General features: G+C 37.7%; 15 protein-coding genes and 1 other RNA gene. 13 read left to right on the top strand and 3 right to left on the bottom strand.

Features of this window, described 5'->3' with window-relative positions; translation table 11 throughout:
- Positions 1-193 precede the first annotated feature (193 nt).
- The 7 genes from MM213_RS09625 (at position 194) to MM213_RS09595 (ending at position 5,965) form a co-directional block, all read left to right on the top strand.
- Positions 194-1,681: a DUF5687 family protein gene (locus MM213_RS09625; RefSeq protein WP_241411739.1), complete on the top strand. Its 1,488-nt coding sequence runs from the start codon at positions 194-196 to the stop codon at positions 1,679-1,681.
- On the top strand, positions 1,678-2,373 hold the full coding sequence (locus tag MM213_RS09620) for an ABC transporter ATP-binding protein (protein WP_241411737.1): 696 nt from the start codon (positions 1,678-1,680) through the stop codon (positions 2,371-2,373). Before MM213_RS09625 ends, MM213_RS09620 begins: the two co-directional genes overlap by 4 nt.
- 24 nt (positions 2,374-2,397) lie before the next feature.
- Positions 2,398-3,624 (top strand): sulfite oxidase, encoded by a 1,227-nt coding sequence (locus MM213_RS09615; protein WP_241411735.1) that lies wholly within the window; start codon positions 2,398-2,400, stop codon positions 3,622-3,624.
- A 1-nt stretch (position 3,625) separates the two neighbouring features.
- Positions 3,626-4,096, top strand: a complete 471-nt coding sequence (locus MM213_RS09610; RefSeq protein WP_241411733.1) for a cytochrome C — start codon at positions 3,626-3,628, stop codon at positions 4,094-4,096.
- Positions 4,097-4,398: 302 nt separating this feature from the next.
- On the top strand, positions 4,399-4,614 hold the full coding sequence (locus tag MM213_RS09605) for a helix-turn-helix domain-containing protein (protein ID WP_241411731.1): 216 nt from the start codon (positions 4,399-4,401) through the stop codon (positions 4,612-4,614).
- Positions 4,611-4,943 carry a HipA N-terminal domain-containing protein gene (locus tag MM213_RS09600; RefSeq protein ID WP_241411729.1) on the top strand — a complete coding sequence of 111 codons (333 nt, stop codon included), beginning with the start codon at positions 4,611-4,613 and terminating at the stop codon, positions 4,941-4,943. Before MM213_RS09605 ends, MM213_RS09600 begins: the two co-directional genes overlap by 4 nt.
- The gene (locus tag MM213_RS09595; RefSeq protein ID WP_241411727.1) at positions 4,940-5,965 is read left to right on the top strand and encodes a type II toxin-antitoxin system HipA family toxin; all 1,026 of its coding nucleotides are present in this window, start codon (positions 4,940-4,942) and stop codon (positions 5,963-5,965) included. Before MM213_RS09600 ends, MM213_RS09595 begins: the two co-directional genes overlap by 4 nt.
- Positions 5,966-6,080: 115 nt before the next feature.
- On the opposite strand, the gene ssrA is transcribed toward MM213_RS09595, so the two are convergent.
- Together ssrA and MM213_RS09585 are read right to left on the bottom strand one after the other, a co-directional pair.
- Positions 6,081-6,489: a transfer-messenger RNA gene (gene ssrA, locus MM213_RS09590) on the bottom strand.
- A 279-nt stretch (positions 6,490-6,768) separates the two neighbouring features.
- Entirely contained in the window at positions 6,769-10,803 is a 4,035-nt protein-coding gene (locus MM213_RS09585; RefSeq protein ID WP_241411725.1) for a hybrid sensor histidine kinase/response regulator transcription factor, read from the bottom strand.
- A gap of 429 nt (positions 10,804-11,232) precedes the next feature.
- On the opposite strand from MM213_RS09585, the gene MM213_RS09580 reads away from it, so the two are divergent.
- The 5 genes from MM213_RS09580 (at position 11,233) to MM213_RS09560 (ending at position 19,790) form a co-directional block, all read left to right on the top strand.
- On the top strand, positions 11,233-12,453 hold the full coding sequence (locus tag MM213_RS09580) for a glycoside hydrolase family 88 protein (protein WP_241411723.1): 1,221 nt from the start codon (positions 11,233-11,235) through the stop codon (positions 12,451-12,453).
- 15 nt (positions 12,454-12,468) lie between these two features.
- Positions 12,469-15,615 carry a SusC/RagA family TonB-linked outer membrane protein gene (locus MM213_RS09575; RefSeq protein WP_241411721.1) on the top strand — a complete coding sequence of 1,049 codons (3,147 nt, stop codon included), beginning with the start codon at positions 12,469-12,471 and terminating at the stop codon, positions 15,613-15,615.
- A 25-nt stretch (positions 15,616-15,640) separates the two neighbouring features.
- Complete coding sequence (locus tag MM213_RS09570; RefSeq protein WP_241411719.1) at positions 15,641-17,260, top strand: RagB/SusD family nutrient uptake outer membrane protein; 1,620 nt, start codon at positions 15,641-15,643, stop codon at positions 17,258-17,260.
- A gap of 159 nt (positions 17,261-17,419) precedes the next feature.
- The gene (locus tag MM213_RS09565) at positions 17,420-18,592 is read left to right on the top strand and encodes a BT3233 family polysaccharide utilization protein (protein ID WP_241411717.1); all 1,173 of its coding nucleotides are present in this window, start codon (positions 17,420-17,422) and stop codon (positions 18,590-18,592) included.
- Positions 18,593-18,599: 7 nt separating this feature from the next.
- Positions 18,600-19,790: a glycoside hydrolase family 88 protein gene (locus MM213_RS09560; protein WP_241411715.1), complete on the top strand. Its 1,191-nt coding sequence runs from the start codon at positions 18,600-18,602 to the stop codon at positions 19,788-19,790.
- Positions 19,791-19,937: 147 nt separating this feature from the next.
- Here MM213_RS09560 and MM213_RS09555 read toward each other — a convergent pair whose 3' ends face one another.
- Complete coding sequence (locus MM213_RS09555; protein WP_241411713.1) at positions 19,938-23,423, bottom strand: polysaccharide lyase family 8 super-sandwich domain-containing protein; 3,486 nt, start codon at positions 23,421-23,423, stop codon at positions 19,938-19,940.
- A gap of 399 nt (positions 23,424-23,822) precedes the next feature.
- On the opposite strand from MM213_RS09555, the gene MM213_RS09550 reads away from it, so the two are divergent.
- On the top strand, positions 23,823-24,593 hold the full coding sequence (locus tag MM213_RS09550; RefSeq protein WP_241411711.1) for a DUF481 domain-containing protein: 771 nt from the start codon (positions 23,823-23,825) through the stop codon (positions 24,591-24,593).
- Positions 24,594-24,638: the final 45 nt, after the last annotated feature.

The raw sequence follows: 24,638 nt of genomic DNA, 5'->3' as shown, positions 1-24,638 counted from the left end.
TAATATGAGATTTCTAAGTGTTTATATCTAAAATGATTTTATGCTGAAGAAAAGGATTTTATAAGTGCTTTGTAATGAATCAAATTATTGATTTTAAGTAACTCTTTCATGATTTTCATAGAATAATTAAAAATCTATTCTATCTTGAATGGTTAAAATATTTAATGCCTATTTATCATTAATATCAAAGCCTATGATGCTACAACTAATCAAATTGGAATTGACAAAAACCATGCGATCCACTTCCTTTGCCAAATCGGTTTTGGTAGCTGTTTTTCTTGGATTTTTGGCAGTACTACTTCTTTCTTATTTACTGATTTTAGGCTTGGTACTGAAAGAGGTGATAGAGGAGGTTTTCAAGACAACAGACACACTCAGCGTGTTGAATTCATACCTGATTTACTTTTTTCTATTCGAATTTATGGTCAGGTATTTCACCCAAAAGCTTCCAGTAATTGAACTTGAGCGCTTCTTGCATTTACCAATAAAGAAAAGTAGGATTATCAATTTCCTTTTGGGAAGATCATTTGTGTCTCCATTATCGTTGATAGCATTACTACTTTTTACACCTTTCGCATTCAGGGTAATTGCACCAGAATATGGGAGTCAAGGTGCGTGGACTTGGTTGTTCTCTATCTTACTTGCAAGCTGGTCACTTCATTGGTTTATGTTGTGGTTCAAGCAAAAATTTGAAGACAGCTTTATAGGTTTGATAGTCAGCTTTGCAGTGATTTTATTAGGAGTTGGGTCTAGTTATTATGGATGGTTTAATTTGGGAGAATTGATTAAGCCATTTTTCGACTACTCATTGACGTCAATTATTCCAGTGGCATGTTTGCTTGGCTTGTGCATCGGTATGTATTGGCTTGCATATTCCTTTTATACCAAAAATGCATACCTCGAAGACCTTTCGAAAGAAGAAGAGGTTAGGTTTGTTAATTCAAATTTTGGGATTTTTGACCGCTTTGGTTTGGCTGGTGAGCTTGCAAATTTAGAGTGGAAATTGATCATTAGGCATAAAAAGAGCAGAACCTATCTCATGTTGGCTGGCTTCTTTCTTTTGTATGGATTGATATTTTATACCAATCCACTCTATAAGTCCGATGATGGATTTAGCCACATGTTTGTATTTGTTGGGACATTTATTACCAGCATTTTCATGTTGCAATATGGTCAGCTTTTCTTGAGTTGGAATTCCGCAAATTTTGATTTCTTCCTCAATAAACGAGGAGGAGTGGAGGCATTGGTCAAAGGGAAGTACTTGCTTTTTGTGGTTACTTCTGCATTTTGCTTTTTGGCATCAGTTCCTTATGTTTATTTCGGTTGGGAAATACTATTGATCCACCTAGCCACTTTCTTATTCAATATGGGAGTAGTCATCCATTTGGTGATCTACCTTTCGCTTTGGAAACCAAAACCAATGGATCTAAACAAAGGGGCTATGTTCAATTATGAAGGTGTTGGAATCGCACAGTTTCTGATGATGCTTCCGATTTTCTTGGGGCCTTATGCAGTATATTTTCCTTTTGCCTTATTGATCAACCAATATGCCGGATTGTTGGCGCTGGGAATTACTGGAGTCATTGGTATTATAGCAGGACCATATTTATCTTCCTTTCCTGTTAATAAGGTATTAAAAAACAGATATGAAATTTCATCCGCATTTAGACAAGAATTATGATCACAATAACTAACCTTCAGAAAAAATACAAAGATATTGTTGTATTGGATGTTGAGACATTAGAAATCCCAAAATCAGAATGTTTTGGTTTGGTGGGTAATAATGGTGCTGGTAAAACGACACTTTTCAGGATTATTCTTGACTTGGTACGTGCCACTTCCGGAAATGTAATTATCGATGGAGAAGATGTAAGCAAATCAGAAGATTGGAAATCCAAAGTTGGCGCTTATCTTGACGAACACATGCTTTTGTCATACCTGACAGCAGATGAGTATTTCGAAACTTTAAGAAAGATATATGGACTATCTGTGGAGGATTTGGCGCTTCATCTTGCCAAATTCGATGAGCTGTTCAACGATGAAATCAGAGGAAAGAAAAAGTATTTGAGAGATTTGTCAAAAGGAAATTTCAAAAAGGTTGGTGTCGCTGCAGCTATGATGGGAAACCCACAGGTAGTCATGCTTGACGAACCTTTTGAAAATCTGGATCCAAGTTCACAGAATAGACTGAAAAAATTGATTCTTCAGGAAAAAGAACTTTCCCAAATCACTTTCTTGATTTCCAGTCACGACTTGAATCACGTAACAGATATTTGCGAAAGAATAGTCTTGTTGGAAAAAGGTAAAGTAATCAAAGATCTTAAGGATAAGTCTTTGATGGTTGGGGAGTTGAATGAATATTTTGGGACTTGATGTAAATTAGGATTTGAATCATTTGTGAAAAAGCAAAGAAGAGCATTTATCAAAAAAATCACTTTGGCATCTTTGGCTTCGGCTTTGGGAGCGGAAATTGTATTCGCTAAGAATTTGCCCAAAGATTATTTACCTGTTTTCCTCCAGGAGCAAGATAGCCTAAAGGCATTGGGTAAAGATTCTGCTCTGAAGGTACTCAATGACCGTCCTTGGAATATTGAGACTCCCATTCACTTGCTTGATGATAAAGTTACCCCTGCAGACAAAATGTTTGTCAGAAATAATGGTTCAATTCCTGAGAAAATTGATATCTCCACTTGGTCATTGACAGTAAAAGGGGAGTCGGTACAAAAGGAAAAAAGCTATTCGCTTTCCGAATTGAAAAGTAAATTCAAAAATTACACCTACCAACTCACCTTGGAATGTGGTGGTAATGGGAGAGGTGAATTTTATCCACCTACAGAAGGAAATCAATGGGGGCAAGGTGCGGTTTCCTGTGCTTTGTGGACCGGAATCAGGTTGAAAGATCTCTTGGAAGATGTGGGTATCAAGAAGGATGCAGTCTATATTGGATATCATGGTGCAGATGCTCATCTTAGTGGTGATCCAAAAAAAGAAGCCATTTCGAGAGGAATTCCAATCAAAAAGGCCATGCAAGACGAGACTTTGTTGGCTTTTCAGATGAATGGTAAAGAAATTCCAATGGCTCATGGTTATCCTTTGAGATTAGTAGCAGGGGGTTATCCAGCTTCTGCATCGGGAAAATGGCTAAAAGCTATTTCTGTAAGGAATAAAGTACATGATGGATCAAAGATGGAATCACCATCTTACAGAGTTCCAATAGAGCCCATTGAGCCCGGTACACAGACGGCTGCAGAAAACATGCGTATCATAGAATCCATGCCCGTCAAATCTTTGATCACCCATCCTAAATCTGGAGCCGAGTTTTCTTTAGGTAAAACACTTGAAATTAGAGGGCATGCTTGGGCAGGTGAGGAGGAAGTCAGCAAAGTTGCCTATTCTATAGATTTTGGTGCCACTTGGCAATCTTGCAATCTTGACAAGCCAGTGAATAGGTTTGCTTGGCAGCATTTTCAGACAAATGTCAAATTTCCAAAAAAAGGATATTATGAAATTTGGGTAATGGCAACTGATGAAAATGGAAATAGTCAACCTATGGTAGTTCCTGGATGGAATCCAAAAGGCTACCTTAACAATGCTTGTCACAGAATAGCCGTAAAAGTAAGCTGAAATGAAAGAAGAGGATGTTAAGAGAATGATCCGATCTGTGTCAATTTTGGGTTTTTTATTGCTTTTTTTGGTGCTTTCTTCCATTGGAGTTGTCTTGTTGTTACAATACCAGCCTGACTTGGTACAAGGCTGGCTAGCCAAAGAAAAATCTCGAAATTCAGAACAGATTAGTGAAGCCTTTCAAGATGAATGGACACCTGAGAAATTGGAAGAAGTGGGTTTGGTGGAAGGAGAGGGGCTTCAATTGGTTTTGGCTAATTGTACCAATTGTCATTCTGCAAAGCTCGTTACCCAGAATAGATTTACCCGTGAAGGATGGATACAAGTGATTCGTTGGATGCAGGAAACACAAGGGTTTTGGGAATTGGGAGAGAATGAAGATGCCATTGTTGACTATCTTTCTACCCATTTCGCTCCAGAAGCACAAGGACGTAGAATGCCACTGGAAGTGGAATGGTATAGTTTGGAGTGAAAATGGATACGAGATGCGAGAGACTAGAAGCTAGAGATTAGATAGGAGATAGAAGACACAAGATTCAAGACAAAATGTAATCAACCCCGATGGACCTGTCCCGACGGATGACGGGTTAAACCTTGAATACTTGGCCGTGACGGAGCCCCGGGTCGCAACCCGGGGAATAATGATGATACAGGAAACAACAAGCCCAGATGGGATTGAACATTTTTAATTCCGAATTGATTTTCATATTATAATGTGATTTTTTATTGATTTTTAATTCAGTTTTGTCTATTTTTATTGAAAATCACATTATAATGACAATTCAGGAGATAGGGAATTACATAAGGGAACGTCGGAAGATGCTTGACATCACACAGCCTGATCTCGCAGAGATGGCAGGGATTAGTATCAATACTTTGTATAAATTGGAGAGGGGGGAAGCAAATCCATCTGTAAAGGTTCTCAGCAAGATTGGCGAGGTGCTTGGGATGGAAGTTTCGATAGGCATAAAAAATATCATTAATCCATGAGACAGGCTAGAGTACTTAGGAATGGTGAATTGGTGGGGATTTTAACTCAATTTGGCGCAAAAGAGTATACTTTTAGCTATGATCAAGAATGGTTTTCCAACCCTGGTAAACCAGCATTGAGCCTCACATTGCCAAAAAAACAAAAGGATTATCAAGCAGATCATCTATTCCCATTCTTTTTTAACATGCTTTCTGAAGGGGCAAACTTAAAGCTTCAGTCCCGTCAGTTTCAAATAGATGAATCTGATTATTTTGGACTTTTGTTGCATACTGCCCGGCATGAAACAATAGGTTCAATCACAGTAGAAGCCTTAAATAAAGAGGTATGAATAAAATAAATTTCTGTCCCGGTACATTGGCGCCAGGGTATGATACCTACAGCACGCTTTGCTTAAAACAAATGTTTGAAGGGAAAAAAACCAGCCATCTGCTTTCCTACCAAAGCCATCAACCAACTGATGAAAATGAGATGGCAGAATTGATGAAGAATCGCACTCTTATTTCAATTTCCGGTGTACAGGAAAAGTTATCGGTTTTATGGGAAAAGGGAAAAATACGATTGACTGTGCCAGGCAAGCAAGGTACTTACATACTCAAGCCAATACCACGGGATTTGAAAATGGTAGATCAGGTTCCTGCCAACGAACATTTGACCATGCAGATAGCAAAGCAAATTTATGGGATAGCTACAGCAGAAAATGCACTTGTCTTTTTTCAGAATGGGGAGCCTGCATATTTAACCAAGAGGTTTGATGTTTTGAAAAGCGGTGAAAAATTGGGAATGGAAGACTTTGCAGCTTTGGCTGGAAAAACCAAAGAAACCGATGGCAGAGAATTTAAATACAATTATTCTTATGAGGAAATTGCAGACTTAATTAAACAATATGTGCCTTCAGCTCCAATAGCATTGGAAAACTTCTACAGATTGTTGTTGTTCAATTTCCTATTCTCCAATGGAGATGCACATTTAAAAAATTTCAGCATTTTGGAAACAAAAGTAGGTGATTACCAATTGAGTCCCGCATATGACCTTATCAATACGAGGCTTCATGTTAATGATCCGGAACTTGCATTAAAAGGTGGGCTGTTTAAGAATGATTATTATACAGAAAGTTATGAAACGAATGCTTTCTATGCCTATGATGATTTCTATGAATTTGGGATAAAAATCGGAGTTTTGAAACAGAGGGTTTTAAAAATATTGAGTGGGTTTTCATCCGAAAAACCAGAAGTTCAGTCATTGGTGAAAAGGAGTTTTTTAAATGAAGAAGCCAAAAATATTTATCTTCAAACCTATAAGGAAAAGCTCAAGGCCTTAAATTATTCTTTTATTGGACTTATCTCAGGTTAGTGGATGGTTAATCAGAATTGATTGAAAATCATCTTTTATTTACCAAAATGTCAATAAAAAAACTCCCTGAATCTCCGAAAGCTCAAAAAGTTTCGGGGGATTCAGGGAGTTTAGGTTGTGGAGCTGGCGAGATTCGAACTCGCGTCCAGATAGGGAAACACCGTACCGTCTACATGTTTAGTCACCTGTTGGGTTTTCGATGATATGCTGCTGGATGACACACCTACATATCACTTATCTACTAGATTTTCGCATCTGCTTAGTAGTATCACAGACACTAGTCCTAACATTTCGACACCTCAGAATCAACCTCGAAAGGACGAAAGGTTGCGAGATGTGGCCGGGGAATCTCTATCGAGGCTCAACCCTTTAAGCGTTATCTATTTCCCGTGAGGGATAGATTAGGCAGCCATGGCGTAATTAGATTCGCCAATTATGGTTCGTATGAATTATTCACAGACGTACATACTCCACCTGACATGCGAGCCCGATCCTTACACCTACTGTCAAAACCGGTCAGCCCCATTGTTTTCCAATTAGGTTGACAAATATAAGGGAAATAAAGTTCCTTCTGTGGTTTCAAGGTTGGGAATGTTGAAAAGTTTTAAGGTTTGGGATAGTAGGTGTTTTAAATTAAAGATTATAAAATTGAAAGATTCCAAAATTGTAAAATCCGGAATTTAAAAAAAAGGTTTTGTTTGAATGTTGTAAGATTTGAAGGTTAGGTAATCTCTGGGTTTGGAAGATTCTTCCTACATCGCACTTTGAAATTGGTACATAGAACATGGTACAAAAATCACTGGTCAATGTTTATCCTGGGCATATTGTGACGGATTGACTCCATAGTGGTTTTTGAAGCAATGGCTGAAATATCTTGCTGTACTGAATCCAGTCTGAAAAGCAATATCCGCTAGATTTTTGTTTGGATGTCTTAGAATCATTTTTGCAGCTTTTTGTAGTCTGATATCTAAGATATATTCATTTGGTGTTTTGTGTGTCAAGGATTTGATTTTATAGTAAAGTTTTGTCCTACTTATACCAAGATGCTTGGCCAAGGTAACAACATTCAAATCTTCCTTTTCAATATTTTTCTCAATGAAATTTTTCGCTTCACTTAGAAATTCAGCATCTTCCTTAGGATGAGATGTTTGTTTGACTTTGATTTTTTTCTTCTCAGAGAAGCTTTCCTGAAAAAGCTTTCTGTTTTTCAGGATGTTATACACCTTGGTTTTTAAAATCACAGGATTTACAGGTTTTGAAAGGTAATCATCTGCACCATTTTCTAGCCCTTCGATTTTGAGTTCCGTTTCGATTTTGGCTGTCAATAGGATTATTGGAATATGCGCAGTTTTGATGTTTCTTTTCAATTTTTCAAGCATCTGAGTTCCCGAAAGCACGGGCATGACTACATCGCTAATGATAAGATCAGGCTGATCTTGGATTGCTTTTTGAAGTCCATCTTGACCATCATTGGCTTGAATTACGTGGAAACTGTCATATAGGAAATTTTGAATATAATTTCTAAAATCTTCATTGTCGTCCACCAATAATATTTTCGGAGCATTTTTTGGTAACTCAGGTTTCGCTATGAATTCCGAACTTATTTTCACATTGTTTTTTTGAGGACTCGTTTCGTGCTCTGCCAAGAGGTTGGAAGCCATAAAATGGCTCTTTCCCTTATAGAGTTTCACGATGAAGAGACTTCCTTTTTCAGGTTGACTTTCCACTAGGATTTCACCGCTATGAGCCTCGATTATGCCTTTGGATAGAGCCAAGCCTATTCCTGTTCCGAATTTACTGGTTTGTTTGTGAAGGTTTTCTATTTGGTAAAACCTGTCAAAAATCCTTTTCGCATCACTTTCTGGAATGCCCGAGCCATTGTCTTGAATTTTGACTTCGATATGGTTTTTTGATTCAATTACACTCAAGGCGATGCTTCCAGATTGTTGAGGAATATGCTTGAAAGAATTTGAAAGTAAATTGAAAAACACCTTTTCGAGCTGTTCTGGATCAAATGTTAGGTAAATATTGCCTTTAGGCATATTTAAGGTGTAGTTGATTTTTTTGTCTGTGGCAATGTTCTCGTATGAATTGAATATTTCTTCCAAAAACTCGCTGAAATTCGATTCAAAAGCATTTATTTTTAAATGACCTTTTTCAAGCTTTCTAAAGTCAAGCAGTTCTTTAGCGAGATTTTTGAGCCGATTGGAGCTTTTATAAGCAATCTGAATTCTGTTGAACAGTGATTTTGGCAATTTGTTATTCTCAATCAAACCTTCCAAGGTACCTGTGATAATCGAAAGCGGCGTGATAAACTCATGGGAGACATTTGTGAAAAACTCCAACTTTTGATTATTGGCTTGTGCCATTTGATCTTTCGATTTTTTCTCAAGCTCCAATTGGTCTATAAGTCTAGTTCTATAGAGGTATATATAGTTGATAGATATGATTAAGCCCAAGGTCAAAATGGCATATAGAAAATAGGCAAAATTTGTTTTATAAAATGGGGGGTTGATTTTGATGGCAAGTGATGTTTCTATAAAGCTGTCTTGATATTGTGGATCATAAGTCTTGACCAAAAATGTGTAATCTCCTGGTGATAAATTGGTGTATGATGCAGAAAACTGTCCTTGTGGATCAATCCATTCCTTATCAAATCCTTGCATTTTGTAAAGAAACTTGCTCTTATGGGTTTGGATGTAATTTCCCGAGGCAAAGTTTAAAGTCAAAGAGGTATGGTTTGGCTCTAAGGTTATTTTGGATAAAAAAGGAATATCTGATTGTATGATTTCATCTTCGGAAGGAGAGACCTTTTTGTTATTGATGATAAGTTCTGAGATATATGGTTTTTCTAGTTTGAGTCGTTTGATACTAGCCTGCTCTTCGAATGAAACCAATCCGCTCATTCCTCCGACAAATAAGTGTCCATCTGATGTGAGTAACAAAGAAGACTGATTTATCTCCCGTAATGGGAAGCCAGAATCATGATCAAAAGAGTAAAAGTGTTCCTTTTCCAAGTCAAACCGCACCAGACCTTTACTGGTAGCAATCCAAAAGTTATCAAATTTTGATTCTTGTATTCCATAGATTAGATTACTAGGGAGGTCATAGTTGTCTTGGGTAAAGGATTTGAAATTCTTTAGTTTTGGATCATAAAGACTCAAACCACCCCCAGTGGTTGCGACCCAAATCCTATTGTTGCTATCTTGATAGAATTTGAATATGTCATTGCTGTAAAGGCTGGAGTTGTATTTGTCGTGCCTTGTTATCTTACGGCTGACTGGATCAGCGATGAAAATCCCTTCCCTTTTGGTGCCGATCCAAATTTTTTTCTCATGGTCAATCAAGACTGCATTGCAGCCATTTGGGGTTTTTACATTGCTAGGCCATTCTGCAAAGAAATCTTCGAAAAGATTACTTTCAGGATCATAAATTTTCAAACCATCTGAAGTGGCTAGTAAAAGGTTGTTTTGATATGGTTTAATATCGATAACAGAGAACTGTGTTTTGGACGAAGTTGCCAGGCTCTTTACATTTAAAGTCGGAAGGTCAATTTTGAATAGCCCACCTTCATGTGTGCCTACATAGAGAAACTTGTTTTTGTCAAGAAATAAGGCTTTTATGTTTTTGCCTACAAAATCACCATTGCTGCCAAAGTAGCCATGATTGATGATTTTGTTTTTCTTTCTGTCAAAATAATCTAACCCGCCTCCTTCTGTAGCAATCCATAAATTATTTTTTTCATCTTCAAGGATTTGACCAAGAATATTATGTCCCAGCTTGTTGTCGGATGGTACTTGATGGAAATAGCGCTGATAAAGCTCTTTGTTAGGTTGCACATAGCTTAGCCCTCCATAATATGTAGCCAACCAAATTGATTTTTGATGGTCTTCAATAATATCCCATACGGAATGATGAGAAAGGCTGCCAGGTGTTAGAGGGTCTGCACTGTACAAATAATTCGTCTGATTGATAGGGTTATATACATGAAGACCAAGGAAAGTTCCTATCCATACTTTGCCATTCGAATCTGTTTTTACAGTTCGGACACTGTTATGAATGATTTTTAATACTCCTTTTGCATCAGTATGAAAATGGTTTTTTATTTCAAAATCAGGGCTTATTTCCAATACACCATTGTCATAACTTGCTACCCAAATATTACCATTATGAACTGAAATCTGGTTGACATTTCCGATTTCTGGGATGTAACTTTTCCTGATTTCTTCTGTAGATTTACTTAATACATATAGCCATTGACTTGATGTAGTAGCATAGAGATATTTATCAGATTCAAAAAATGAAGAAAATTGGAGGATTTCATTTCCAAAAATGTTGCAAACACTTAAAATATCTTTTTCTTCATCAATAATCCTAAGTCCAGAAATTGTGGCTAAGAGAATTTTGTCATTATAATTTGTGATAGATATGGCCTCCACTATGGGGTATTGCTTGAATTTCAGTGTTTCCAAATCAAGGGAAGAAACACCTGCGTTAGTCAGAATCCACAATGCATTTCCTTTTTGTATTATTTTTTTTACATGATGGCCGAGAAGGGAGTTTTGGGATGTCTCAGAAGGTTGAAAAATCTTGACTCTCTGACCATCATACAGGTTAAGCCCATCCATTGTCCCAACCCAAATCCTATTTAGATGATCTTCATGCAAGCAAAGGGTATTGCTTGAGCTCATGCCTTCCTCAACACCTATTTGGTAGAAAGTCAATGGTAAATTCTGCGCATTTGAGAAAAGTGAAGTTTGTGGGTACAAAATCCATAAAACAAGAACGATCTTAAAATACTTTTTCAGTTTGGAGCTCATGTCTTTATTACTTAGCACATTCAGTTTTTGTTTTTGATATTAGCATTTACCTAAAGGGCTATAAAAATCAAATTTCATTTTATGAATACAATGTTGTTTTCACAAATGAAATGAAGATTTTTTCGTAATTAAATAAAGCCTAATTTTAATTAAAAAGAAATGTTTTTTTTAAATTTTAGGGAAGTGGGGTTTTTCAAGTAGTTTCATTTCTCGTTTATATGTCTTCTTTTGCAAAGTTAACATCAGGCATTAAATAGAGATCCGAAATCGTACAAATAAATGCCAATTTTGTACATATTTTTTAAAGAGAATCATCTTCTAAATGGTTTTTGAAGGTTTTTAGTCCTTTATTTTTTCCTTGTATTATATTGGAATTTTTATGAAGAATAGTGTACATCGAATTTGATTTGGGGGCGCTAATTTGCAGTGATATAAAAAAGTATCGCTATGAAAATTATACACAAAGTAGTCTCTTTCAATTTTTATTTTCTTTTCTTTCTGATTTTCATTTCATGTGAAAAATTAAGTAGCAGTGAAATCGAGGGCAAGCAAACTATAGAAGAATTTATTCCACTACAATATGGGGGCTTAGTCAAATGGGGAAAGGAAAATAGTTCTATTCCTAGGACGGTAAAAAATGGTGAAATTAAAAGCGCAAATAATGATTTTGATTGGACAGCAGGGTTTTTCCCTGGCAGCTTGTGGTATATCTTTGAAATGACCCAAGACGAGGTTTGGGCCAAAGAAGCAAGATATTTCCAAAGCTTGCACAAAGAAATGAAACACTTTAGAGGATCTCATGACTTAGGGTTTGTTTTTAACAATTCTTATGGACACGGATATAGACTTACTGGTGACGAGAAGTTTTTGGATGTACTTATTGAAGCTGGCGATGTATTGATAGAAAGATTCAACCCTATCGTGGGAGCGATCCAATCTTGGGATGTGGATAGAGGATGGCAAAGCCAAAGAGGCTGGACTTTTCCAGTCATCATTGACAACATGATGAATCTCGAACTTCTATTTAGGCTCTCTGAATGGACTGGAGACGAAAAGTATAAGAAAGTAGCAATAGCGCATGCCAATACTACAATGAAACATTTTTTCAGAAATGATTTTAGCTCTTTTCATGTAGTGGATTTTGATACTAATACAGGAGAGCCTCTTGGGTACCAGACAGCGCAGGGATATTCTGATGAATCAAGTTGGGCGCGCGGTCAGGCTTGGGGTTTGTACGGTTTTGTTAGTGTTTATGAATTCACTGGAGAAGAAGTTTATTTGGATTTGGCGGAAAATATTGCTGAGTATTATTTGAATCATAGCCATTTGCCATCTGATATGATACCGCATTGGGATATGAGTTTGACTCCAACTGCAGAAGTCCCAAAAGATGCTTCAGCTGCTGCTATTGTTGCTTCAGCCTTGATTCAATTGGACAAGCATTCTCCAAACGGATATCTGAAAAAAGCAAAGCAGATCATTTCAAACCTCTGTTCAGAGAGGTATTTGGCAGAGATCGGAGAAAATCACCATTTTTTGATCAAACATAGTACAGGAAGTATCCCGCACAACGAAGAAATAGATGTGCCTCTTAATTATGCTGACTATTATTTTTTGGAAGCACTTCACAGATTAAAGGAAATAGAAAATAACCAAAACAATAATTAATAAACCTAAAAGAACATGAAGACACATTACTTTAAAATTATTGGTCCATTTATGCTCTGCTTATTGCTGAGTATCAATGTCCAAAATCAACTACACGCGCAAACCAATAAAACAGTAAGCGGGATAGTAATCGACAGTAACACTAAGGAGGGCATCCCTGGGGTAAATGTGATAGAAAAAGGAACCTCCAATGGCACAATAACTGAAATTGACGGGAGCTTTACAATTTCTCTTACTACAAGTAATCCAATAGTTGAATTTACATTTATCGGTTATTCTAAACGAGAAATCAACATAGGTAACCAAACAATGCTGGATGTAGAGTTGACCGAAGATATTTCTGAACTGGGAGAAGTGATTGTAGTGGGTTACGGAACTCAACAGAAAGCTAACCTTACGGGTGCTGTTTCAACAGTAAGTAAAGAAATGATCGAAAATAGACCAGTTCCCAACCTAGCAACTGCACTACAAGGGACAACTCCTGGTCTCAATGTGACTAGAAATACGGGCCAACCAGGTGCCGAAGGGATAAATATTCAAGTCAGGGGAGCTACTTCTGCCAATGGAAATGTAAATCCATTGTTGATGGTAGATGGAGTGCCCGCTCCGTTGTTTACGATGCAAACCTTGAATCCTAACGACATTGAGTCGGTAACAGTCTTAAAAGATGCTGCTGCTGCTGCTATTTATGGTGCTCAAGCGGCAGGTGGAGTGATATTGGTCACAACAAAAGCAGGTAAATCTGGAAAAACTGTTTTTGAATATTCCAATCAGATAGGTACTGAATGGGCACTTAATGTTCCAGGAAGATTGTCATTGTTAGAGGAAGCAGAGTATTCAAATTTGGCTAGAGCAAATCGTGGGCTAGCACCTGAATTCAACGACGAGGCACTACAATTTATTAGAGATGGAGTGGAGTTTGTACCTGACCCAAACAATCCAAATAGATGGATAACATTCAATCAGCAAAGTATTAGAGATCAAGTATTGAGGGACAATTCACCTATGCAAACGCATAATTTCAGCGCCAGAGGTGGAAATGAAAAGACCAATTTCTTGGTATCAATGGGGTATTATGAAAAAGCAGGTGTTTTCAAGGTTGGTCCCGATAACTTCAATAGATACAATGCAAGGATTAATCTAGGTACAGCGCTAACTAAGCATATTAGATTGGACTCTAGAATTGCATATACGCAACACAATACTGAAGCACCTTCGGTAGGAGCAAGTGGATATGGATTGCTCCAGCAAGTATATCAAGCAAGAGTTAGATTCCCTATTTTCATGCCTGATGGAAGGTTGTTTGGAGGAGCTGGAACTTCTGGGAACAATTCTTATGCGACTTTGTCAGAAGGTGGATATGACAATACTTCCAGAAATGATTTTGATGGAGTATTTACTGCTACTGCGAAAGATTTTGTCAAAGGTCTTCAGATTCGTGCTATCTATGGGCGTCAATATAGAACACTGGACAGGGATCGATTTGCGCGAACGGTGAATCTATGGGACAGAGGTGGTGAAAACCCAGCTTTTATACTTAATAACCCCAATGTTTACGAACTTACAAAACAACGCATACTGAATACAAGTTTTCAAATGTTGGCTGACTATGACTTGGAAATTAGTGAAAAACATAAATTTCACGTATTGGGAGGGTATCAGTATGAAGACTATAGGTTTACTTCACTTTTTTCACAAGCCAGAGCCTTGATCAGTAATGATCTTCCTTCTATCAATCTGGGAGATGAGAACTCAAGAATAACAAACGAAAATATCAATACTACAGCGAATCAGTCTGTTTTTGGGAGACTGAATTATAGTTATGATGGAAAATACTTAGTTGAGGCAACTGTCAGGGGTGACGAAAATTCAAGATTAGCTCCTGGATTAAGATTCAAAGTATTCCCCTCAGCATCTGCAGGCTGGAATATCCACAGAGAGGGTTTCATGCAGGATAATTTAAATTTCATATCAGAATTAAAGTTAAGGGCATCATGGGGAAGACTTGGGTCAGCTTTGGCCCCGGATATCATTGGGTCATATGATTACCTTAGTTTGTTAGCAAGAGGCTCTTCTTTGGTCATGGGAGGTTCTGAGCAGCGTACGACTTATTTTTGGGAAAATAGAGTGCCATCTTCCACTTTGTCATGGGAAACCATAGAGACTTTCAATTACGGAACAGACATGGGTTTTCTTGAAAATAAGCTCCAGATAAGTTTTGACTATTATATCAAGCATAATAGAGACATGCTGACTCCATTACAATTGCCTGGTACATTTGGAGTAGGTACTCCAAGAATCAATAATGGTGTTTTGAAATCATGGGGTTGGGAATTAGAGATGCAGTACAGAAATAAAATTGGGGATGATTTTAGCTACAATGTTGGTTTCAATCTTTCAGACAACAACAATCGTCTTGTTGAATTTTCCGGAAGAAATGTAGTCAATTTGGGTCTGAACAATATAGTGGAAGGTTATCCTTTAGGTACAATATGGGGTTATCAGACAGCTCCTGGGTATTTTTCTTCTATCGAGGAAGTGCAAAACTCTCCGTTTCAAGACAATAATGCAGGTGTAGGCGATATTAGGTATATCAACCAAGATGGGGACAATAGAATTACTCCAGGTAGAGGCACAACGGATGATCCAGGAGATATGACCTTGTTGGGATCTACTCAGCAAAGATTGCTTTTTGGATTAAATGCTTCTGCAAACTATAAGAATTTTGACTTTAGTATTTTCTTTCAAGGCGTAGGAAGAAGAAGTTTTTTACCAACGAGAGATATGATTGCTCCATTGATGCAAGGATGGTTTATGCCAATGGAGCACCATAGGGATTACTGGACTCCAGAAAACCCAGACGCTGCATTTCCTAGACCTTTTTTGAATGGTTTTCATAATTACCTTCCTTCAGACAGATGGGTGCTAGATGGAAGTTATATCAGGTTGAAAAATATTCAAATTGGATATTCCTTCTCTCCTTCTTTGCTTCAAAAAGCAAAAATATCCCGAGCCAGAATTTTTGTAACAGGTCAAGATCTATGGACAAAGACAAATATGGGTGTGTTCAACGGCGTTTTTGATCCAGAAAACACCAATAATGTAAGAGCTGATTATCCATTTTTTGGAACATTCGCTGGTGGCATCAATCTGACATTCTAATTCAAATCCTAAATTAACTGAAATCATGAAAATCAAATATATATTACCCATTGCTTGTATGTTGACCTTAGGAGTCATATCCTGTGATGTAGAAAGACTCCCTGAAACACAAATTACAGATCCCACATTTTGGAGAAGTGAAAATGATATCAGAATGGCTGCCAACTACATGTACACTTTTTTGCCAAATTTGCCAGTAACCACTGACGTGTGGTCTGATGATGCATTTGGAATAGGTCCTCACCCCATCAGTGATGGAACAAGGCTTCCACCATCTACTGACGGAAGCTATAATACCCCATATAATTTAATCAGAGCAGCAAACAATATTCTTCAGAAAGGGCCTCGCGTCTTGGAGTTTGGTGTTTTAGAGGAAAATTTGAATTGGTATCTTGCTGAAGCTAGATTCTTTAGAGCATGGGCTTATTTTGGCTTGGTGCAACGTTATGGAAATGTACCATTGATTTTAGAAACCTTGACCGAAAATGACGAAAAACTGTTTGCTCCAGCTGATCCACGTGAATCTATTGTGGAAACTATTTACTCTGATTTGGATTTTGCAATTCAAAATTTGAGAACACCTGCACAATTAGGAGAGACTGGGTATGGAAGGGTTTCTAATACTACTGCAATGGCATTTAAATCTAGGGTGGCACTATTTGAAGGTACTTTTGCAAAATACCACCAAAAAGGAGATGCAAATAAACATTTGACAATGGCCGTAAATGCAGCCAAAGCATGTATTGAATCTGGACAGCATGATTTGTTTCCATCTTATTTTGAACTGTTTCAATATGAAGGAGAAGGAAGATCAAACAGAGAAAATATCCTTGTAAGGCAATATGGTATTTCCTTGTCTGATGCAGTTTTGATTCACAATGCACAGCGAACTTTGGAAACTGGAGCGGCAAATCCAACCAAAGCCTTGGTGGATTCTTACCTGATGGTAGATGGATTGCCTATCGATAAATCTCCATTGTATCAGACACCTACTAAGATCTTAGATGATTTTGAAAATAGAGATCCAAGATTGAGCGCGACATTGTTCAAACAAGGAGATCCATATATTGGTACCATGCCTATTTTCAATGTCCCTAATCTATCATTTCAAAGAACTGGATATGCTAATAGACGATATGCAAATCCTACTGATTGGCAGAATTCCCGTTCATTCATTGATTATTCTATCATTCGATATGCTGAAGTCTTATTGAATTTTGCTGAAGCAACATATGAACTCAATGGAAGCATTTCTGACCAAGAGTTAGATGAAACTATCAATAGGTTGAGAACTAGAGCTGGGATATCCCATCTTTCCAATGCTTTCGCTTCGCAAAATGGACTTGATATGAAAGAGGAAATCAGGAGAGAGCGAAGAGTGGAGCTCGCTTTGGAAGGATTCAGATATTGGGATTTGATCAGATGGAAAACTGCCGAGATTGAACTTCCAAAACCTGTTTTGGGTAACTTCTATTTTGAAGAAGAGTTTGGTACAGCTGTTACTCCCGATGTCAATGAAGATAATTTTATCGTAGTACAAAGAGCACAAAATAGGAGCTTCGATCCAACTCGAGATTACTTATGGCCACTCCCAATCAATGAATTAGGCTTGAATCCAAGTCTTCAACAGAATCCAAATTGGTGATTTCGATCAAGTAAGTATTTGGAAATCTCAGGGAGTGAGGCTTGATGCCACAGCTCCTTGAGACTTTTTTGTAAATGTATTAACACAACCAAATCACTCGTGGAAAAAAAATTGTGATGGACTTCTGAGAGTGGTATCTTGAGCAAAAAAAACTTAACCATGAAAAACCTTTTATCAATTCTTTGTTGCTTTATTTTCATCATTGCTTTGGCTTCATGTAAGAACTCCACAGATGAATATAAAATCAAAGTAACTAGTTCCGTAAAACATCCTTTGGCAATTATAAGTGTTTCTAAGGAAGATCTGCCAGAGTTGTTTGATAGGTATTTTGAAGGGAACTTAAGTGTTGTTGAAAAAGATAGTGATTTGGTTATTACTTATCAATGGATGGATGACGAATTGTTGCTTGGGGTGAGCCTTGAGGCTGGAGAAGTAAAATCCATCTCGATCATGCCAAGTTCAGATCCTCAAAGCGAACAGAAAATCAGCACATTTGCCAGATTTGTACCAGAGAGGACAGATGACTTTGCCTGGGAAAACGACAAGGTTGCATTCCGAACTTATGGACCCAATGCCAGGGATTTGGTTTTGGAAGGAAAAAGTGGTGGGACTTTATCGTCCGGAATAGATGCATGGCACAAAAAAGTGGACTACCCGATCATAGACAAATGGTATGACAAAGAATTGAATACACCAGGGACTTACCATAAAGATGATGGAGAGGGAGCTGATTTTTACCATGTAGGAAGCAGTAGAGGAGTAGGGAGTTCTGGGTTTTGGGCTGGAGACACGCTCTTTGCAGCAGTGAATTTTACCGATTATGAAATCTTGGAAAATGGTCCATTGAGAACGGTTTTCAGACTTCACTATGCACCTTATGAAGCAAATGACTTGAAAATCAAAGAGACAAAGACAATCAGCATTGATCTAGGAAGTCATTTCTCCAAATATGAAATTGAGTTTGAGGAGATGAATGGAAAAGAGCTTCCGTATCTTACTGCTGGTATTACTTTGCATGAAAAGAAAGGAGAAGTTTTTGTCAATCCCGAGCAAGGTTATTTTGCGCAATGGGAGCCCATGTCTGGGACAGAAATCGGTACCGCTATTGTTGTGACTAGTCCTATAGAAGGTTTTCTGGAGCATGTATCTGAGCATATAGATCAAAGTCAACTTTTGGTGAATATTAGGAAAAATAAAAATCTTGTATCCTATTTTGCTGGGTTTGCATGGGATCAAGCTGGTGAGATTACCACCAGATCAGAATGGGAAAAGTCCCTTTTGGAGTTTTCGGAAAGACTCAAAAACAAACCTAAAATTGAAATTTTAAACTGATTTACAGATGAAAAAAATAATATTTCTATACCTTTTCTTAACAATGTTAGGAGGGTTTGCCTGTACCAATAAAGAGGGCGATGATGATGAATGGGAAAAGTTAATCGAAAGCGAGGCTAAAGCTGCAGCTGAACAATACAAGTATTTGTATTCCCAAACCCCAAAGGATCGCATGCCGAAAACCTATTATCCTCAAGAAGCTAAATTGGAATCGTCCTCGACTTCTTGGTGGACTTCAGGGTTTTTCCCTGGGACATTATTTTACATTTATGAACTCACAGGGGACCAAAAAGTCCTTGATCTTGGAGTCGAAAAACTTGAGATTCTAGCAAAAGAACAGCACAACAAAGGCACGCACGATTTGGGATTTATGCTCTATTGTAGCTTCGGAAATGCCGATAGACTAAATCCCAACGATGACTACAAAAACATAATGCTCACAGGGGCAGAGTCTCTGGCGAGCAGGTACAATGAAGATGCTCAAGTAATCAGGTCTTGGGATCATGGCAAGTGGCAATTCCCTGTAATCATAGACAACATGATGAATTTGGAATTTTTGTTTTGGGCAAGTGAGCAAAGTGGTGATCCTAAATACAAGGACATCGCTATCAAGCATTCCAACCAAACTATAAAGAATCATTTCAGAGACGATTATAGTTCTTATCATGTCATTGACTATGACCCCGCCAATGGAGAGGTTTTGGCTAGAGAGACAGCACAAGGTTTGCATGATGAATCCGCCTGGGCTAGAGGGCAGTCGTGGGCATTGTATGGATATACTACGATGTATAGACTCACCAAAGATGAAGCTTACCTTTATCAGGCAAAGGCAATTGCGGAGTTTATTTTTTCCCATCCAAATCTTCCTGAAGACTTGATCCCCTTTTGGGATTTTGATATCACAGAGCAAGCACAGGAGAAAAGAGATGTTTCTGCTGCTGCTATCAATGCTTCAGCCCTATTGGAATTGGCAAAGTATGTTTCTTCAGAACAAGCCGATGACTATGTCGATAAGGCTAAGATTATCCTAAAAAACCTTTCTTCTGATCCATATAGAGCAAAGGAAAATGAAATTGGAGGATTCTTGTTGAAGCATTCAGTTGGGCATTTCAAAGCAAACTCAGAAGTGGATGTGCCGCTGACTTATGCTGATTACTATTACATAGAAGCATTGCTTAGATTGAAAAAATGGTACTAGATTAATTTATACCTTTAATCAGTACCTATAAGATTTCATAATTGAATTAGGTAATATTGAATATTCTCTATTGGCATGTGCCAATAGAGAATTTTTTTTGAAGGGAATACTTAGGAATCATTATTGAAAAGACTTTAGCAAACCAGTTTATCGACCTCTCTTGATAGCTTTTTTGGTGATTTGGAAATCATCACCAAAGATGGTCAAGTAATACATTCCATTTTTTTGACCATTTAGGTCCACTTCAAAAGAATTTCTATTAATACCATATTCTTCCAAAATAGTATTCCCTAGCCTGTCTTTTATTATAGCCCCTCTTATTATTTTGTCACATTGGACCGTTCCCATATTTGATGTTGGGTTAGGATACAGTAATACGGATGGTGCATTTATAATGACTTCGGGAACATGTTCAGTTTCGACATCATCAAGAAGGTATTCAAACTTGGGTTTTTGTGATTCGTTTACACTTTCTTTTGAGGCAAACGATGTATATACGTTTGATTGAGTTGATTTTATTCTGAAACTGTAAACTTGCGGTTGGTCAGCATTTTTCAATATTTCCGTCAAATCAAAAGTTACATATCCTGCTTCGTTTGTTCCAGGTTGAGACATTATCAATTCGCCTTCTTTGGGAGCATTATTCCAAGTTAATCCAGAAGAACCGTTTCCTGCCCAGTTGCCATTTCCTTCCTCCCAGTTGTTGTCATTCAATAAATACAATTCCCAATTGGTGTTCGCAGCTGAGGATAAGCTATAAAGTTTCAATTGACCAAATATGGGATTGCTCTCCAATTCCCCAAGGTCAAATTTGAGATAAGCTTCTCTTTGGTATCCACCTACTTGGCTGGCCAAAAAACCAGCACTACCGTAGTTTTTGTCTTTTGCGTCACCATTGGCATCCAAATCTTGGATAAAAGTATCGTCTATAGGTAGGATTCCTATCAAATTCTCTTCTGGGATTACTTTTGGGTAGGCCATAATCACTGGTCTATATTCAATTGTCTGGTGCTCTCTCGAAGAAAATTGTGCATCTGTAGTGCTTCCAAAAGTAGTCGAGGTAATTCTAATACTTAGTTTTTTGTCTGAGTCCAAAGCTTCAATAATATCAATTGGGATAGGGAATTTCACGAAAGAGCCTGCTGGTACACCTTGGGTTTCGGCGATCACAGAGCTGCTAGAAGGTTTGTTGCTCCATGTCAGACTGGTTTCTGACCAATTATTATCTTCTACAAGATGAAACTTCCAAGTTGTTTGATCTACTGTTGTGTTGGCATTATTCACACGAATTTGTAGCATTACTGAGTCCAAAAGTGATGGAAGGGGACTTAGGTCAAGTTTTATAAATGCTTCCCTAGCCCAGCCTACACCGTCGTTTTTCACAACTAGATTGCCTGTGGGATAGTTTGTGGATGCGTAGCTTCCATCTCTGACAAAAGCATCTTCAATGGCAATTAGATTGACAGGTTCAGCTACTTCTTCATAGTCAGGAGAATCCAGATTAATTTCAGTTTCTATACTGCTACCTGCCAAATCCCCAGATGGCAATGTTATTTCAGCCATTTTGAAAGTTTCATTGTTCGGGAATTTGAGGCCAATTCTCAAGTTGCTTTGTAATAACTGAGTAGGGTCAGCTGCCACTATTTGTGCAGAAGAGGTGTTTGGTGATTTTATTAGAAGGATGCAGGGATGGTTGGATTTAATTACAAAGTCACCAAACTCCAATTCTCCAGCATGATGAAATACCACTTGAATGATATCCAATCCCTGATGGTAAACTGCTTGGATAGAATCAGTGTTGGATAAAATTTGGAGGTTTTGATGGTCATAATTGGCAACCTGACTAGGTGTGTCCAGCCCTGGTACCACTATATAAGCATAGTTACTTTGACTGGGATTGATTCCATGATCTATCCATAGCTTGAAAACCTCTGCTGAGATTGATTCAGATGATTGTGTTTGGTTGATACTACTCCATGAACCAGTTTGTGTTTGGTTTGCGATTTTGATGTTTGATGTTTCTGGAAAAATATATCCTATTTTTCCATGCCATATCCAATCTATCCCTGAAGAAAAATGGTGGGAACCATTTGACAATTCTTGTTCCTGCTGATTTTGTGAAATGGTAACCGATCCTTTCAACAATGATTGGTTGATACTTGTATTCAAGTTTTGGCTGGCATTGGATGCTATTCCTGCGCCCAAAGCCACTACTTCATCATCGAAAAAGAACCATGATTTTTTTGCTTTGGTCTGATAATCATCTAGCCTAAAAGTACTGACACCAAATAATCCATCGGAAACGCCGCCCACAAAAGTGGTTTTACCGGGATTGTTTCCCCAAGCAGGCCTAGATGGATAATTAGTGTTTTCGGGAATTGTCGTTCCAGGGATTTTATTCCAATCCCAAACCGGAAATATATTGAAATATTCATCACCATCTACAGCTATGAAGTTTGAACCCTCGGTCAGGTAATGTCCCTTGATATTTTCCCCGTTTCCCATTTCAGTTTTGACTGTTCTAGTGGAGACAGAATTTACCGAAAACATATACTTAGACCTATGATGTACAGTGTAGTCAGATCTCCAGTAATGTATATTGCTTGGCTCGATGGCGATATCCAATGGTAGTTGTCCTTTCATGGCATGTATAGCAATATCATATTCATCTTGGTGTATTTCCAGATCAAAATTTCTTACTTGCTCAATCAGTCCGACATCTGACCTGGTGGCATTTACTCTACTGATTCCTCGACCGAATGCATTGTAATCAGCATAAGCACCTCGCGAGGTTTTGATGAAGCCTTTTCGTGTAAAATCTGAAATGATTGCAACTTTCTCTGCTGGAATGGCATATTGCGTCCCTGTAGTATTCACTGCGATATTCCTTATTCCAGACAAATATTCTCTTCCATACCCATAGATGTAGAGTTGTGGGCCATGGGCTCTGTAGGAATGGTCGCTTTGGATACCTTCGCCAGTCGTAACAAATATTGAGTTGGCAGATTGAGTGACAGCATGATTCAACAAATCCGCATCTTCTAGTAAGCAAGCACGCATAATGAAATGCTGGCAAATATCAGTAAGGTTTGAGCCATCTTTTCCCGGAGTAGTGGTGATAGGTACACTTTTGAGCATCCACGACATCATTGCAGTTTCCAGTTGGTTGCTTATTCCATTGCTACTTTGCCTCATGCTGATTAGAATCCTTCCTACCTCAAGCGGAACACTGATGCTTCTATACCACCAATTAGTAGAAGTAGGTTCAGGATTTAAATTCGTCCAATATTCCATTGAAGACACAATTTTTGAATGCAGGTTACTGTCTTCAAAATACTTGCTGGAGTTTCTAGTGTAAGCTTTGGTTAAGATGCCGATCCGCTTGATATGGTTGTCAGGTGACCAGTTGGTCTGTGATTGGTCTGAATAAGATATATCAGGCCATGAACCGTTTGGTTGAAGGCTACTGAGTAGATTGGCCACATTTGCATCTAAGTTGGAAGTAGATGGAGTATTTTGATAGTCATCAAATATCCTACCCATGATTGTTTGAAAATCATCATTGGGTAACCCAAATATATTTAGTTGGATACCGATCCAAAATACTACAAAGAAGTATAGCTTTTTATTCATTATAGGTTGGGTTTTGTGTTAAAGTCAATTTTTAGACTTCAATTTACAATTTGTACTTCCTTTCTATTGTATATTATTTGTTATGAATGTTCCAATATTATTCAACTCCAAAAAACTCGATAGAAGGACTATTCTAAGTTGATTCTAGAGAAAAATATGTATAAAAATGGAAGTAGGTTGTATGATTTTGGAAGAAACAAGGTCTTAAATCCCAGTTAATAAATAGAGAAACTCAATTTAGTCCACCAAATCTACTTTATTCAAATTTTTGATTTGGTAAAGTATGTCAAGTCAATTGGAAATACCAAAATCCAATTCACTTTTTCTTGCATAGCCATTCTAAAATTGAAACCTTTGCATATCAAGAAAACAAAACAAGTTTTGAGAAAATTTATCTTTTTGGCAATTCTATTACTGCCACTAGCGACAGAAGCCCAAATATTGAATATTGAAAGATCAAGGATCGAAAAGGACACTTCAAAGGTATTTATGTTCAAAGCCGTAGCTGGTCTGAATGTGTATAACAGAAGTGCTGCAGCCGATGATCCTGTAAATCTTTTTGGATACAATCTAGATGTTAATGCATTATACTATCCGGGCAAACATGGGTTTATGTTTATATCTAAGTTCGATTATTTGAGGATCAATGATTCTGATTTTTTAAATTTTGGGATGATGCACGGAAGGGTGAATTTTTTGAGGGAAAATGCAGCCAATTATGAAACATTCGTTCAATATTCCTTTGATAATTTCCGTGGACTCGATCCTAGATGGATTGCTGGTGGATCTGTAAGGCATACTTTTGTGAAAACTGATAAAATCACTTTGCTATTTGGAATAGGGGGGATGTATGAGTTTGAAAAATGGCAGGTTCCAAATTCCGATGATTTTGTTGAATTGAGTCTTTTCAAAAGTTCTAATTACGTTACTTTTAGAGCTACTATCAATGATTATGTAGATTTCAACATGGTCAATTACTATCAAGTAGGTTATGATAGAAGTATTTCTGGCTTTAGAAACAGAATCAGCAATTCGACTATTCTCAATACAAGGCTGAATGAAAAGTTTTCGATCACCAACACTTTTGAGATTTCTTATGAGGACAAGCCAGTAGTGCCTATTACAAATGTGATCTATGCTTTCAAAACGGGTCTCTCAATAAATTTTTAAAAAATTTAATATGACTATCCGCTTTCTTGCACTTAGCCAAACAAT

It is taken from the genome of Belliella alkalica (genome assembly GCF_022549785.1).
Taxonomy (GTDB): domain Bacteria; phylum Bacteroidota; class Bacteroidia; order Cytophagales; family Cyclobacteriaceae; genus Belliella; species Belliella alkalica.
This window is presented reverse-complemented; position numbering and strand designations above follow the sequence as displayed.

Bases quoted from the DNA above. Each gene is read 5' to 3' on its own strand.
- MM213_RS09605 (WP_241411731.1), top strand. From the start codon at position 4,399: ATGACAATTCAGGAGATAGGGAATTACATAAGGGAACGTCGGAAGATG.
- MM213_RS09555 (WP_241411713.1), bottom strand. From the start codon at position 23,423: ATGAATAAAAAGCTATACTTCTTTGTAGTATTTTGGATCGGTATCCAA.
- MM213_RS09570 (WP_241411719.1), top strand. From the start codon at position 15,641: ATGAAAATCAAATATATATTACCCATTGCTTGTATGTTGACCTTAGGA.
- MM213_RS09620 (WP_241411737.1), top strand. From the start codon at position 1,678: ATGATCACAATAACTAACCTTCAGAAAAAATACAAAGATATTGTTGTA.
- MM213_RS09565 (WP_241411717.1), top strand. From the start codon at position 17,420: ATGAAAAACCTTTTATCAATTCTTTGTTGCTTTATTTTCATCATTGCT.
- MM213_RS09580 (WP_241411723.1), top strand. From the start codon at position 11,233: ATGAAAATTATACACAAAGTAGTCTCTTTCAATTTTTATTTTCTTTTC.
- MM213_RS09595 (WP_241411727.1), top strand. From the start codon at position 4,940: ATGAATAAAATAAATTTCTGTCCCGGTACATTGGCGCCAGGGTATGAT.
- MM213_RS09625 (WP_241411739.1), top strand. From the start codon at position 194: ATGATGCTACAACTAATCAAATTGGAATTGACAAAAACCATGCGATCC.
- MM213_RS09600 (WP_241411729.1), top strand. From the start codon at position 4,611: ATGAGACAGGCTAGAGTACTTAGGAATGGTGAATTGGTGGGGATTTTA.
- MM213_RS09560 (WP_241411715.1), top strand. From the start codon at position 18,600: ATGAAAAAAATAATATTTCTATACCTTTTCTTAACAATGTTAGGAGGG.
- MM213_RS09575 (WP_241411721.1), top strand. From the start codon at position 12,469: ATGAAGACACATTACTTTAAAATTATTGGTCCATTTATGCTCTGCTTA.
- MM213_RS09610 (WP_241411733.1), top strand. From the start codon at position 3,626: ATGAAAGAAGAGGATGTTAAGAGAATGATCCGATCTGTGTCAATTTTG.